This window comes from Streptomyces sp. NBC_00005 (genome assembly GCF_045160215.1).
GTDB lineage: Bacteria > Actinomycetota > Actinomycetes > Streptomycetales > Streptomycetaceae > Streptomyces.
The window spans coordinates 3724573-3738577 of the sequence record NZ_CP108316.1 but is presented as its reverse complement, the minus strand read 5'-3'; the positions used below and the strand labels follow the sequence as shown (position 1 = coordinate 3738577).

General features: G+C 68.8%; 13 protein-coding genes and 1 riboswitch. Of the genes, 6 read left to right on the top strand and 7 right to left on the bottom strand.

Annotated features, from left to right (window positions below):
* The first annotated feature begins 6 nt into the window (after positions 1 to 6).
* Positions 7 to 744 carry an NADPH-dependent F420 reductase gene (locus OG303_RS17075; RefSeq protein ID WP_405877314.1) on the top strand — a complete coding sequence of 246 codons (738 nt, stop codon included), beginning with the start codon at positions 7 to 9 and terminating at the stop codon, positions 742 to 744.
* 47 nt (positions 745 to 791) lie between these two features.
* Here OG303_RS17075 and OG303_RS17070 read toward each other — a convergent pair whose 3' ends face one another.
* The 7 genes from OG303_RS17070 to gcvT form a co-directional block, all read right to left on the bottom strand.
* Positions 792 to 1334, bottom strand: a complete 543-nt coding sequence (locus OG303_RS17070; protein ID WP_405869241.1) for an MOSC domain-containing protein — start codon at positions 1332 to 1334, stop codon at positions 792 to 794.
* A 111-nt stretch (positions 1335 to 1445) separates the two neighbouring features.
* Complete coding sequence (locus OG303_RS17065; RefSeq protein WP_405869240.1) at positions 1446 to 2003, bottom strand: GH25 family lysozyme; 558 nt, start codon at positions 2001 to 2003, stop codon at positions 1446 to 1448.
* A gap of 108 nt (positions 2004 to 2111) precedes the next feature.
* Entirely contained in the window at positions 2112 to 3146 is a 1035-nt protein-coding gene (locus OG303_RS17060; protein ID WP_405869239.1) for a phosphatidylinositol-specific phospholipase C domain-containing protein, read from the bottom strand.
* A 154-nt stretch (positions 3147 to 3300) separates the two neighbouring features.
* Positions 3301 to 4668, bottom strand: a complete 1368-nt coding sequence (locus OG303_RS17055) for an L-serine ammonia-lyase (RefSeq protein WP_405869238.1) — start codon at positions 4666 to 4668, stop codon at positions 3301 to 3303.
* 109 nt (positions 4669 to 4777) lie between these two features.
* Positions 4778 to 6058 carry a serine hydroxymethyltransferase gene (gene glyA, locus OG303_RS17050; RefSeq protein WP_405869237.1) on the bottom strand — a complete coding sequence of 427 codons (1281 nt, stop codon included), beginning with the start codon at positions 6056 to 6058 and terminating at the stop codon, positions 4778 to 4780.
* A gap of 14 nt (positions 6059 to 6072) precedes the next feature.
* Complete coding sequence (gene gcvH / locus OG303_RS17045; protein ID WP_405869236.1) at positions 6073 to 6450, bottom strand: glycine cleavage system protein GcvH; 378 nt, start codon at positions 6448 to 6450, stop codon at positions 6073 to 6075.
* A 120-nt stretch (positions 6451 to 6570) separates the two neighbouring features.
* The gene (gcvT, locus tag OG303_RS17040) at positions 6571 to 7704 is read right to left on the bottom strand and encodes a glycine cleavage system aminomethyltransferase GcvT (RefSeq protein ID WP_405869235.1); all 1134 of its coding nucleotides are present in this window, start codon (positions 7702 to 7704) and stop codon (positions 6571 to 6573) included.
* A gap of 167 nt (positions 7705 to 7871) precedes the next feature.
* Positions 7872 to 7977: riboswitch (glycine riboswitch) on the bottom strand.
* 172 nt (positions 7978 to 8149) lie between these two features.
* On the opposite strand from gcvT, the gene OG303_RS17035 reads away from it, so the two are divergent.
* The 5 genes from OG303_RS17035 to OG303_RS17015 all read left to right on the top strand — a co-directional run bounded on the left by OG303_RS17035 (position 8150) and on the right by OG303_RS17015 (position 13926).
* On the top strand, positions 8150 to 8824 hold the full coding sequence (locus OG303_RS17035) for an AAA family ATPase (protein WP_405877312.1): 675 nt from the start codon (positions 8150 to 8152) through the stop codon (positions 8822 to 8824).
* 140 nt (positions 8825 to 8964) lie between these two features.
* Positions 8965 to 9756 (top strand): enhanced serine sensitivity protein SseB, encoded by a 792-nt coding sequence (locus tag OG303_RS17030; protein ID WP_405869234.1) that lies wholly within the window; start codon positions 8965 to 8967, stop codon positions 9754 to 9756.
* Positions 9757 to 9936: 180 nt separating this feature from the next.
* A complete protein-coding gene (locus tag OG303_RS17025; RefSeq protein ID WP_405869233.1) occupies positions 9937 to 10734 on the top strand; it encodes an enhanced serine sensitivity protein SseB C-terminal domain-containing protein in 798 nt (265 codons plus the stop codon).
* Positions 10735 to 11148: 414 nt separating this feature from the next.
* Positions 11149 to 12147, top strand: a complete 999-nt coding sequence (locus OG303_RS17020; RefSeq protein ID WP_405869232.1) for an ABC transporter permease — start codon at positions 11149 to 11151, stop codon at positions 12145 to 12147.
* Positions 12148 to 12174: 27 nt separating this feature from the next.
* Positions 12175 to 13926: an ABC transporter substrate-binding protein gene (locus OG303_RS17015; protein ID WP_405869231.1), complete on the top strand. Its 1752-nt coding sequence runs from the start codon at positions 12175 to 12177 to the stop codon at positions 13924 to 13926.
* Positions 13927 to 14005 lie beyond the last annotated feature (79 nt).

Sequence of the window (14005 nt, the reverse complement as noted above, 5' to 3'; positions counted from 1 at the left end):
AGGAACATTTCGGGCCGTCCGGAGGTTGGTGCTGCGCATCGGCACGACCGGCACCCACCCCCGGAAGGGCGAGGCGAGACAGACATGAAGATCGGCATCATCGGCGCGGGAAACATCGGCGGAAACCTCACCAGGCGGCTCACCACCCTCGGCCACGAAGTCTCCGTCGCCAACTCCCGCGGCCCCCACACGCTCACCGCACTGGCCGAGGAGACCGGCGCGACTCCCGTACCCGTGGAAGAGGCGGCGCGCGGCGCGGAGATCGTCGTCGTCACGATCCCCGTGAAGGCGCTCCAAAACCTCCCCTCCGGCCTGCTGGACGAGGCCGCGGACGGCGTCGCGGTCATCGACACCGGCAACTACTACCCGCAGCGCGACGGCAGGATCGCGGCGATCGAGGACGAGGGCCTCACCGAGAGCCGCTGGACGGAACGCAGGATCGGCCACCCCGTGATCAAGGCGTTCAACGGGACCTACGCGCAGGACATCCTGGAGCGCCCCCGCCCGGCCGGCGCACCCGACCGCCTGGCGCTCCCGGTGGCGGGCGACGACGAGGTGGCGAAGCGGAAGGTACGCGCCCTGATCGACGAACTCGGCTTCGACACCGTCGACACCGGCGGCCTCGACGACTCCTGGCGCCAGCAGCCCGGCACGCCGGTGTACGGGCTGCGCGAGGGCGTCGACGGGGTGACCAAGGCCCTGGCGGAGGCATCACGGGAACGCCCGGCGGACTTCCGCGGGTAGGAGTCCGCGGAGCGGTACGGCTCGGACGATCGCGAGAGGCATACTGCTCAGACGATCTCAAGAGGCAGGTGCGGACCGTCCGGCAGCTCGGCCTTCACCGGATCCCCGGGCCGCACCACCCCACCACTGACGACGACGCCCATGATCCCGGCCTTGAGCCGGAGCGCGCCGTCGGCGTCCCGCACGACGACCTGCTTCAACAACCCGGCCTGGAAATGGTCGATCTGCAGACAGGGATTCCGCAGCCCGGTGACCTCGACGACGGCCTCGGCCCCGAGCCGCAGGAGCGTCCCCTTGGGCAGGGAGAGCAGATCGATCCCACGGGTCGTCACGTTCTCCCCGAGCTGCCCGGCCACGACCTCGAACCCGGACTGCCGCACCTCGTCGAAGAGTTCCTCGTGGATGAGGTGCACCTGCCGCAGATTCGGCTGCGAGGGGTCACGTGCCACCCGCGACCGGTGCTTCACCGTCACCCCGGCATGCACGTCCCCCTCCACCCCGAGCCCCGCGAGCAACGTGACACTCTCCCGGTTCGGCTTGGTGAACGAGTACACCCCGTTACTGCTGACCGCACTGACTGTCCCACCCATGACGACAAGCTCCCCTCATCTCCGCGCATCGCCGCTCGTTCCGGAGTGCGGCGGCGAGTCCGCCCGCGCAGCAGCTCCGTGCCCGATCGGCCGCCACGCAGGACGGATGACTCACGCGCCGTCCGCCCACTCCTTCAGTGCCGCCTTGTCGGCGAAGTCCGCGACGTTCTTGTCGTGCGGTGTGCTCGTGTACTGGTGGAAGCGCCACTTGGCCTTGATGCGGGGCTTGCCGGCCGTTACGTAGTCGGCGATCCACAGGCCGTCGCCTGCGTACGACGTGGTGTCGATGTTGAGCCAAAAATCCCTGTTGGCGTAGAGGAGGACCTGGTTGTTCGGCCGCAGTTCCTTCACCTTGCGGATGAACAGGTCCTTCTCCGCGTTGCTCGCGTGTGTTCCGGAGCTGTTGCGCTCCCAGTCGACCGCGAGGATGTCGCCCGCCTTCTCGGGGGCGTGCTTGACGAAGTACTCCGCCTGGGCCTGGAGGTTGCCCGGCCACAGGAAGTGGTAGAAGCCGACGACGAGGCCGGCGTCGCGGCCCCTCTTCGTCTGGGCGCCGAGTCTCGGGTTGACGTACGAACGGCCCTCCGTCGCCTTGATGAAGACGAAGGAGAGGCCGTCCGTGTCGTACGAGGAGGACTGGTACGCGCTTACGTCGATGCCGCGCAACATGGAGGGACTCCCTGATCTGCCGGTGGGGGGACAGGAGTTGATGGAGTTGATGTACCCCCCACCTTGGCACGGGTGATCCGTTCCGGATGTGGAAACCAGGTGGAAACGTCAGCTTCTGTCGGCCACAGAACCCAGCACCGACGCCGACTTCGCCGACCAGTCGGAGGTGATCACGCTGGCGTGGTCGGCCGCCAACAGGGCCAGCCGCGCGGCGACTTCCGCGTCCGTGGGGTCCGTCGACGAGATTGCCGGAGACACGTTGTACGCGTCGGTCATGATCAGGACGTAGTGGTTCGTGGAGTAGAAGGACGTGTCGTACGCGTTGTTCACGTACGTCGCCGCGTCCCCGTCGAAGAAGACGAACCAGGGGCGGATCGTGGCGTCGTAGCGGCTCGTGCGCGGGTCGCCCGCCTCCGCGCCCAGCACCGCCGGGAAGGCCTGCGCCGCCGAGATGTTCCCCGCCGCGTACAGGTCGCGCAGATGGTCGCCGTACTCCTCGTCCGTCCAGTACGTGTCGAACGGGTTGGACTCCTCGACGGTCCCCGGGATCAGTTCGAAGATGAACTTGCCCTTCAGCGCATCGCGCGTCGGCCACGCGTTCGCCTTCGCCGCCGCGTCGAGCGTGGAGTACGAGGAGCCCAGCAGGTCCGACGGCTTGTAGACGCTGCCGCCGAGCTTCTTCGACACCAGGGTGTCGAACTCGTCGGGGCCCAGGCCGGCGTCGTTGTTGAAGCCCACCTTCATCTCGACCTTGACGATGACGGGCGCGTGGTCCGGATGCAGTTGCTCCCAGGCCGCCATGTTGTCCAGGCAGCTGCCGAGGTCCTGGTTGCGGACCTGGCCGTACAACTCGTCCGGGCTGTCCGCGTACTCGCAGTTGTTGTCGTTGGCGAGCGGACTGCTGTGGCTGACCCGCCAGCGGCCGTTCACGCTGTCCGCGTACACGTCCAGCTCGAGCAGCGAGGCTCCCGAGTCCAACGCCTGTGCGAAGTAGGTGTACTTGTCCTTCTCGTACGCGTTGTGCGTACCGATGGTCGTCGTCTGGGAGAACTGCGCCGACGCCGCCTGCGCGTGGCCCACCGCCCCTGCCGTCAGCAGCGCCGCCGCGCCGAGCAGCGCGGCCCACCGTCTCACCCTGTGCATGTGTCAACTCCCCTGGTCCGTCGCCGAGTCGGCGGCAGACTAGGGGTGGTGGATTACCCGACGGTAGCCTTCGGGGGAACGTTCACAGGAACATGTGACACAGCACTGCGGGTCAGGCTCGGTGCGTCGGGTTCTGCGCGTCGGCAACCGCGCGTCAGCACTCGATGATGTTGACCGCGAGCCCGCCCCGCGCCGTCTCCTTGTACTTCACGGACATGTCGGCGCCGGTCTCCTTCATCGTCTTGATGACCTTGTCCAGGGAGACCTTGTGCGAGCCGTCGCCGCGCATCGCCATCCGTGCGGCCGTGACGGCCTTGACCGCGGCCATGCCGTTGCGTTCGATGCACGGGATCTGGACCAGGCCGCCGACCGGGTCGCAGGTGAGGCCGAGGTTGTGCTCCATGCCGATCTCGGCCGCGTTCTCGACCTGTTCGGGGGATCCGCCGAGCACCTCCGCCAGCGCGCCGGCCGCCATCGAGCAGGCCGAGCCGACCTCGCCCTGGCAGCCGACCTCGGCACCGGAGATGGACGCGTTCTCCTTGAAGAGCATGCCGATCGCGCCCGCGGCCAGCATGAAGCGGACGACCCCGTCCTCGTCCGCGCCCGGCACGAAGTTGAGGTAGTAGTGCAGGACCGCCGGGATGATGCCCGCCGCGCCGTTCGTCGGGGCGGTCACGACCCGTCCGCCGGCCGCGTTCTCCTCGTTCACCGCCATCGCGTAGAGCGTGATCCACTCCATCGCGTGCGCCAACGGGTCGCCCTCGGCCCGGAGTTGACGGGCGGACATGGCGGCCCGGCGCCGTACCTTCAGGCCGCCCGGCAGGATGCCCTCGCGGGACATGCCGCTCGACACGCACGCCTGCATGACCCGCCAGATGTCGAGGAGCCCCTCGCGGATCTCGTCCTCGGTCCGCCAGGCGCGTTCGTTCTCCAGCATCAGCGCCGAGATCGACAGGCCCGTCTCCTTCGTCACGCGCAGCAGTTCGTCCCCGGTGCGGAAGGGGTACTTCAGCACGGTGTCGTCCAGCTTGATGCGGTCCTCGCCGACCGCGTCCTCGTCGACGACGAAGCCGCCGCCCACCGAGTAGTACGTCTTCGACAGCAGCTCCGTACCCGAGGCGTCGTACGCCCACAGGGTCATGCCGTTCGCGTGGTACGGGAGGGTCTTGCGGCGGTGCAGCTTCAGGTCGTCGGCGAAGGAGAACGGGATCTCGTGCTCGTCGAGGAGCCGGATCAGGCCGGATGCCTTGATCGCCTCCACCCGCTCGTCCGCACCCTCCACGTCCACGGTCCGCGGTGAGGCGCCCTCCAGGCCGAGCAGTACCGCCTTGGGGGTGCCGTGGCCGTGGCCGGTCGCGCCGAGGGAGCCGTACAGCTCCGCCCGTACCGACGCGACGGAGCCCAGCACCTCCTCGTTGCGCAGCCGGCGGACGAACATGCGTGCCGCGCGCATCGGGCCGACCGTGTGGGAGCTGGAGGGGCCGATGCCGATCGAGAACAGGTCGAAGACCGAGATGGCCACGGTGACTCCTCAGAACGGGGGGTGGTGCGAGGGGCTCCACGCCGGGGTGGAGCGGGAGCGGGGCGCCGCGCACACCTCCCAGTGTGCGCGGCATCCACGCGAAACGGGACTACTTGCCCAGACCGGGGTACAGCGGGTGCTTGTCGGCCAGGGCCCGCACGCGGGCCTTGAGGGCTTCGGCGTCGGCCTCTCCGAAGGGGGACGGCGCCTTGAGGGTCTGAGCGATGACGTCCGCGACCTCGGCGAAGTCCTCGGCGGTGAAGCCGCGGGTCGCCAGGGCCGGGGTGCCGATCCGCAGGCCCGATGTGACCATCGGCGGGCGCGGGTCGTTCGGTACGGCGTTGCGGTTGACGGTGATGCCGACCTCGTGGAGGCGGTCCTCGGCCTGCTGTCCGTCGAGCTCGGACTCGCGCAGGTCGACGAGGATCAGGTGCACGTCGGTGCCGCCGGAGAGCACGTTGATGCCGGCCTCGCGGGCGTCGGGCGCCGTCAGCCGCTCGGCGAGGATCTTCGCGCCCTCGACCGTACGGCGCTGGCGCTCCTTGAAGTCCTCGCCCGCCGCGACCTTGAAGGAGACCGCCTTCGCCGCGATCACGTGCTCCAGGGGGCCGCCCTGGAAGCCCGGGAAGACGGACGAGTTGAGCTTCTTCGCGAAGTCCTTCTTGGCGAGGATGATGCCACCGCGGGGACCGCCCAGCGTCTTGTGCGTGGTGGACGTGACGACGTCCGCGTGCTCCACCGGGTTCGGGTGCAGCCCGGCCGCGACCAGACCCGCGAAGTGCGCCATGTCGACCCACAGGTACGCGCCGACCTCGTCGGCGATCCGGCGGAACTCGGCGAAGTCCAGCTGCCTGGGGTACGCCGACCAGCCCGCGATGATCACCTTGGGGCGGTGCTCCTTGGCGAGCTTCTCCAGCTCGGCCATGTCGACCAGACCGGTCGCGGAGTCCACGTGGTAGGCGATCACGTCGAACTGCTTGCCGGAGAAGTTCAGCCGCATCCCGTGGGTCAGGTGGCCGCCGTGGGCCAGGTCCAGGCCGAGGATGGTGTCGCCGGGCTGGGCCAGCGCGAACAGGGCGGCCTGGTTGGCGGAGGCGCCGGAGTGGGGCTGGACGTTGGCGTACTCGGCGCCGAACAGTTCCTTGACCCGGTCGATGGCGATCTGCTCGGCGACGTCGACGTGCTCGCAGCCGCCGTAGTAGCGCCGGCCGGGGTAGCCCTCGGCGTACTTGTTGGTGAGGACCGAGCCCTGGGCCTCCATGACCGCGACCGGGGCGAAGTTCTCCGAGGCGATCATCTCGAGCGTGGACTGCTGCCGGTGCAGCTCGGCGTCGACCGCGGCGGCGATGTCCGGGTCGAGCTCGTGCAGGGGCGTGTTCAGTACGGACATGCTTCTACGGCTCCTCAGCCGGCGTTCTGGGCGGTGTACTCGTCGGCGGACAGCAGGTCGGCCGGCTCCTCGGTGACGCGGACCTTGAACAGCCAACCGCCCTCGAAGGGGGCCGAGTTCACCAGGGACGGGTCGTTCACCACGTCCTCGTTGATCTCTGTGATCTCACCGGTGACGGGGGAGTACAGGTCGCTGACCGACTTGGTCGACTCCAGTTCGCCGCAGGTCTCGCCCGCGGTCACGGCGGAGCCCACCTCGGGAAGCTGGGCGTAGACGACATCGCCGAGCGCGTTCGCCGCGAACTCGGTGATGCCGACCGTCGAGACGCCGTCCTCGGCGCCCGACAGCCACTCGTGCTCCTTGCTGTAGCGCAGCTGCTGCGGATTGCTCATGGCCTGAATTCTCCTGTACGCGAGGGAGTGCTGACGAAGGGGGGACTGCTGACAGTGCGTGTGAGCAGGGAAGATGTGTGCGGGGTCACGTCCGCGGATGCGGTCGCCCGCGCCCAGTGTCTACTTCTGGCGCTTGTAGAAGGGCAGCGCCACGACCTCGTACGGTTCGTGGCTGCCCCGGATGTCCACGCCCACTCCGGGCGTGCCCGGTGCCGCGTGCTCCGCGTCGACGTACGCCATCGCGATCGGCTTGCCGAGCGTGGGGGAGGGGGCACCGGAGGTGACCTCGCCGATCACCTCGCCGCCGGCGACGACCGCGTACCCGGCGCGCGGGACCCGGCGGCCCTCGGCGACCAGGCCGACCAGGACGCGCGGCGGGTTCTCCTGCGCACGGGCGGCGGCGTCCCGCAGGGCGGCACGCCCCACGAAGTCGCCCTCCTTCTCGAACTTCACCACCCGCCCGAGCCCGGCGTCGAAGGGCGTGAGCGAGGTCGACAGCTCATGCCCGTACAGCGGCATGCCGGCCTCCAGGCGCAGGGTGTCCCGGCAGGACAGCCCGCAGGGGATCAGCCCCACCGGCGCGCCGGCCTCGGTCAGCGCCTGCCACAGCTTCTCCGCGTCACCGGGGGCGACGAACAGCTCGAAGCCGTCCTCGCCGGTGTAGCCGGTGCGGGCGATGAGGGCCGGGACGCCGGCGACGGTGCCGGGCAGGCCGGCGTAGTACTTCAGGCCGTCGAGGTCGGCGTCGGTGAGGGACTTGAGGATGCCGGGTGACTCGGGGCCCTGCACGGCGATCAGCGCGTAGTCGTCGCGGTCGTCGCGCACCTCGGCGTCGAAGCCGGCGGCACGCTCGACGAGCGCGTCCAGTACGACCTGGGCGTTGGAGGCGTTGGCGACGACCAGGTACGTGGAAGAAGCGGCCTGCGTCTCGCCGAGCCGGTAGACGATCAGGTCGTCGAGGATGCCGCCGTCGGCCCGGCAGATCATGGTGTAGCGGGCGCGGCCGACGCCGACGGAGGCGATGTTGCCGACCAGGGCGTGGTTCAGGAGCCGGTCGGCCTCGGGGCCGGTGACGGTGATCTCGCCCATGTGCGAGAGGTCGAAGAGGCCGGCGCGGGTGCGTACGGCGAGGTGCTCGTCGCGTTCCGAGCCGTAGCGCAGGGGCATGTCCCAGCCTGCGAAGTCGGTCATCGTCGCGCCGAGCGAGCGATGCAGGGCATCGAGCGCGGTGTGACGGGGTGCGGTGCTGCTCATCGGACGGTCGTCTCCCAAGGCATGACACGGGCGAGGTCGTTCCTCCCCATCTGTCATCGGAACCTGAGAGGTTCGCCATGACCACGGCTGTGGATGACCACAAGTGTGGGCTCTGGCTTGCACCTTGGGTGGGGCCACTGACGCAGTGGCCCGCTTTTCAGATGTGCCTCGCCCGCGCGGTAACGGGGCCTGAGAGATTCAAGGGAGGGACTTGCTCCTTCGGCGCCCCAGTGATGTGTGACATTTCACTGAGGACTCTCCCGCGCGGATTCGAACGGCCGGTATGCAGTTGGCGGGCACATCATTGCACGCCTCGTCGGCGGGTGGCAGGCCGCATCTGTAACCGGCTTGTGGCAAGGCGATCACGAAAACACGAGACACCGCGCATTACCTTCTCTTTACACTCGAAGGGCATGGGATCCGTACCCGGCCCCAGGGGAGGACGATCACGGTGAACAGGACCACGGCGTACGCCACGAGCTCGGCCGTCGCGCTGCCCGAGCAGCACTCGGCCCCGGCCCAGGAGGCGTGCGGCGTCCGGCCGGCACCCGTGGTCCGCGACCTTCGCGACCGCTCGGGCCACAGCCCGCACGCCCTGCTCTTCGGCCCGCGCGACCTCGTCGTGATCACCGGCCTGCCCGGCAGCGGCAAGTCGACGCTGATGGAGCGCGCGGTGCGGGGCATCCGCATCGACTCCCAGGACGCCCGCGACCGTTGGGACGCCCGCGCGCCCCGCTTCCTGCCGTACGCGGTCTACCGCCCCCTCGTCCGCCTCGCCCACTACGCCGGACTGCGCCGCGCCCTGCGCAGCGGCGCAGGTGTCGTCGTGCACGACTGCGGTACGCAGGCCTGGGTGCGCGGCTGGCTGGCCCGCGAGGCGCGGCGCCGCGGCGGCACCCTGCACCTGCTGCTGCTCGACGTCCCGCCCGGCACGGCCCTGGACGGCCAGCGCGAGCGCGGCCGCGGCGTCTCGCGCTACGCGTTCCTGCGCCACCGCTCGGCGGCGGCCCGTCTGATCCGCTCGGTGGAGCAGGGCGACCTGCCCGAGGGCTGCGGCTCGGCGGTGCTGCTGGACCGGGACGCGGCGGACGTGCTGCGCAGGATCGGCTTCACGGGCTGAGATCCGCGGGCTGAGATCCACGGGCCGAGGTTCACGGACCGGGATTCACGAGCCGGGATTCGCGGGCCGACCCCTTTGTCCGTCCCACCCGCTAGCCTTTCCAGCCACAGCAGTGGTTCTCAGCAGGCGGTCGGACACAGATGGACTTCCCAGCGGATCTCCCCGCGGACTTTCCCATGCAGGCGCACCCCCATCCGCACGGCGGATGGCCCGGCAACGAGTTGGAGGAGGTGCTCTCCGCCTCCCTCGGCATGCCCTCGGCGGGCGGCCGGATCATCGAGGTGCTCGGCCGCAGCTTCGTGTGGGTGCCGCTGCCGAGCGGCGGCGGCCCGCACAGCGGCCCCCTCGACCTGCCCACGCTGGAGATCGAGGGCCAGGCATACGTCCCGGTCTTCAGCTCCGAGGAGCAGTTCCGCCAAGTCGTCGGCTCCCACATGTCGTTCACGATCGCCCCGGCCGTCGAGTTCGCCCGCGGTCTGCCCCCGCAGGTCGGGCTCGCCGTGAACCCGGACGGTGTGGTCGGCGTCCCGCTCCCGCCGGCCGCCGTCGCCGAACTGTGCCGGGTGGGCCGCACCCCGCTGGACGGCCCGGCCGCCGGCGCCCGCGTCAAGCTCTTCGAACCGGACTGGCAGGACGAGCCGATCGACTTCCTGGCCGCCGCGTCCGCGGAGTTCGCGGAGACGGGCGTGATCGTCACGGCCCGCCGCTGCCTCGCGGCCGTCGAGACGGCGGACCCGGTGTTGTTCGTGGGGGTCGAACTCTCCCAGCTGGAGGGCGACTTGAGGGCACTTCCGCTGGGAGCCCTGGAGCGGGCGGTGACCAGGGCCCCGACCCCGTGGCCGGTCAACCTGGTCCTCCTGGACGTGACGGACGATCCGGTGGCGAACTGGATGAGGGAAAACGTCCGCCCCTTTTATCAGTACGGTCACTGAGACGCGCCCCCCACAGGGGCGCGTGGCGGTACCGATGTGCGGCTCGGCCGCGTGGGCGCGGCGAACCCCACAACCCGCAGCTGACGACGCACGACGGGTCCCGAGCTCTCAACGGCCCAGCCCAGCGGAGCGCCTAAGCTGGGTTCATACCCGGGGCAACTCAAAGAAGGGGCGGTACACGTGAGCGCCAGCGGCACCACGACCGGGCAGGTCGAGCACATGCTGCGCCAGGTGACGCCGGGGCGCTACGACGCCTACGAGGCACTCCTCCGCGCACTCGCGACCCCCGGCTCCGGCCAGGTCTGGATGCTGCTGTGGCACGGCCAGGCGGGCTCCCCGGACGCCCAGTACGGAAACATGGAGGTCGAAGGCTACGGCTATGCCCCGTGTGTGACCTCCGCCCAGGAACTCTCGGCCAGCGGCTGGAACAGGTCGTACGAGGTGGTCGACGGCCTGGACGTCGCCCGGACCCTGTACCCCGACCACTTCGGCCTCTGGCTCAACCCGCACGCCCCCGGCGGCGGCGTGGGCATCCCCTGGCTGGACCTGCGCCGCATCGCCACCGGACTGGAGCGCCAGGCCGCCGGTCCTCTCCGGCTGTCCGAACCCGGCATCGAGATCCCGCAGTTCTACGCCGAGCTCGCGCGAAATGCCCACCACACCCCGGCCGTCCGCTCGCTGCGCCGCGCCTGGGTGCAGCCGGCGCTCGGGGCGCCTTACCTCGCCATCGGTCTGGACGTGTACGACACGAGCCCGCCCGCGGTGGACTCGGTGCGGGCGATGATGCAGCAGTCCATCGGCGCCGTCCCGGACGGACTGCCGGTGTCGACGGTGGCGATGTCCGACGAGTACGACCCGGTCGCGCTGTGGATGCGCGCGAGCGCCCGCCCCTTCTACGACCGCGAGGCCCACGCGGCTGCCCCGGTCCAGGCCCCGGTGGCCGGGTACGGCTACCCGCCGGTGCACGGCGGCTACTGACCTGTCACCACGCGCCGTCGCCTCGCCAGTTACGGAAACGGTGAGAATTTTGGGTTGCGGCCGTCTCCGCGCGTAGATCAAGGCGGAAAGGTGCCGATTGTGCCGTTATGGGCCCAATTGCCTCCGTCCGACCCCCGCAACTGAACGTCCGGATAACGGAATCCCTCAGTCGTCATCACGGTTGCGCATACTTTCTCCATCAGACCTGGCGCGTGATCGCGAGCACGTTGAAGACTCGCCTCTCAGATGCGACGTCATCGATCCTGTGAGCGAGTACCGATCGGTACCAATCGAGGGATCAGCGGACAGTTGGGCCGTAACCATCTGCGGCCACCGCGCAGCAGGCAAGCGAACCAAGCCGCCCACAGCGGCGGACAAAGGCCGGTCACCACCGGCGAGAGGGGTCAGGTCATTGTGACCGCACCGATCGAGACCACGGGGGCGGAAGCCGGAGCGCAGCCCGAGGCCGTGCTCGCCGGGGCCAAGAAGAGCCAGATCGAAGGGCGTTCACTCACACAGATCGCCTGGACCCGGTTCAAGCGGGACAAGGTGGCGGTGGCGGGTGGCATCGTCGTCATCTGCCTCGTGCTGATGGCTGTGCTCGCCAAGCCGATCGAGTGGGTCTTCGGGCTCGACCCCGACGAGTTCCACCAGAACCTGATCGACCCGGCGCTGCTGGCGCCCAAGGGCGGTTGGGGCGGCATGAGCTGGGCGCACCCGCTCGGTGTCGAGCCGCAGTACGGCCGCGACATGCTCGCCCGCATCATCGACGGTTCCTGGGTCTCGCTTCTCGTCGCCGGCGGCGCCACGATGCTGTCGGTGGTGATCGGCACCGTGCTCGGTGTCGTCGCGGGGTACTACGGCGGCTGGGTGGACAGCGTCATCAGCAAGCTGATGGACACCTTCCTCGCCTTCCCCCTCCTGCTGTTCGCCATCGCCATCTCCGCCTCCGTGCAGGACGGCTTCTTCGGACTCAACGGACTGTCGCTGCGCATCTGCGTGCTGATCTTCGTGATCGGCTTCTTCAGCTGGCCGTACATCGGCCGCATCGTGCGCGCCCAGACGATGAGTCTCAGGAAGCGGGAGTTCATCGAGGCGGCCCACAGTCTCGGGGCACGTGGTCCATACGTCCTGTTCCGGGAACTGCTCCCCAATCTCGTCGCGCCGATCCTCGTCTACTCGACGCTGATCATCCCGACGAACATTCTCTTCGAGGCTGCGCTGAGCTTCCTCGGAGTCGGCATCGCTCCGCCGCAGGCCTCCTGGGGCGGCATGCTCAGCAACGCCGTGGATCTCTACACAGCTGATCCGCAGTACATGTTCGTGCCCGGACTGGCGATCTTCATCACCGTCCTGGCCTTCAATCTGCTGGGTGACGGGCTGCGTGACGCACTCGACCCTCGCAGCAAGTGATCCATCGATAGAGGGAGCATTCCTCACGTGAAGACGAGAAGGGTTACCGCCGCAGTGGCGTCGGTGCTGGCACTCTCGCTGGGAGCTGCCGCATGTGGCGGCTCCGGCAGCGACGACAACAGCAGTGGCGGCAGCGCCAAGAAGGACGCGGCGCTCGACGCCATCGTCAACGTGTCGAACAAGAAGGGGGGTTCGGTCACGCTGGAGGACTCCGACGTGCCGGACTCCCTGGACCCGGGCAACACGTACTACGGGTTCGTACAGAACTTCTCGCGCCTCTACGCGCGTACGCTCGTCACGTTCAAGCCGGCGGCGGGCAAGGCCGGTCTGCAGGTCGTTCCCGACCTGGCTGAGTCCCTGGGCAAGCCCAGTGCCGACGCCAAGACGTGGACGTACAAGCTGCGTTCGGGCCTGAAGTTCTCCGACGGCACGCCGATCACGTCCAAGGACGTCAAGTACGCGATCGAGCGCTCGAACTTCGCACCCGAGGCGCTGTCCAACGGTCCCACGTACTTCAAGAGCTACCTGATCGGTGGCGACAAGTACAAGGGTCCCTACAAGGACAAGTCGGCCGACGGTCTGAAGTCGATCGAGACTCCGGACGACCAGACGATCGTTTTCAAGCTGAACCAGCCGTTCGCCGACTTCGACTACCTGGCGACCTTCTCCCAGACGGCCCCCGTGCCGGCTGCGAAGGACGACGGTGCGAAGTACGTGCAGCACATCGTGTCCTCGGGCCCCTACAAGTTCCAGTCGTACGAGGAGGGCCGCAGCGCCACCCTCGTCCGCAACCCGAACTGGGACCAGAAGACCGACCCGGTGCGCAAGGCGCTGCCGGACAAGATCACGGTCAAGTTCAAGGTCAACCCGGTCACGATCGACAACGACCTGCTGGCCGACAAGATCACCGGTGACATCGCGGGTACCGGCGTCCAGCCGCAGACCCAGCCGAAGGTGCTGTCCGGCAAGTACGCCAAGCAGACGGACAACTCCTACGCCGGTGCGACCTCGTACATCGCGCTGAACGTGAACGTGGCGCCGTTCAACGACATCCACTGCCGCAAGGCGGTCCAGTGGGCGATCGACAAGCAGTCGATCCTCGACGCCATCGGCGGCACGCCGAAGGGCGACGTGGCCACCACGCTGCTGCCGCCGTCGGTCAACGGCTACACCAAGTTCGACACCTACCCGTCCGCCGGGCACAAGGGTGACGCGGCCAAGGCCAAGGCAGAGCTCAAGGCGTGCGGCAAGCCGAACGGCTTCTCCACCACGCTGACCGCCCGCTCCGACCGTCCCGCCGAGATCGCGCAGGCCACTGCCATCCAGAACTCGCTCAAGAGCGTCGGCATCAAGGTCGACATCAAGCAGTTCCCCTCCGGCAAGTACTTCTCCAACTTCGCCGGTGTCCCGAGCTACGTCCACGAGCACAAGCTGGGCATGCTCTCCATGGCGTGGGGTGCCGACTGGCCGACCGGCTACGGCTTCCTGGACCAGATCATCAACGGCGCGGCCATCAAGCCCTCGGGTGGCAACAACCTGATGGAGCTGAACGACCCGAAGATCAACAACGCGCTGAAGACCGCGATCGCCAACACCGACGACGCGGCCCGCACCAAGGCCTGGGGCGACATCGACAAGATGGTGCTCGACAACGCCTCGGTCGTCCCGCTCGTCTACCGCAAGAACCTGTTGCTCCGGCCTACGTCCGCGACCAACGTGACGGTCACGCAGGCGTACCTCGGTATGTACGACTACCTGCTGCTGAGCTCGTCGAAGTAAGCACAGGCCGGATTCCCTGAAAGGCAGGTGAAGGCACCGGGCGGCCGGGACGGACAACCCCGTCCCGGCCGCTCGGAGC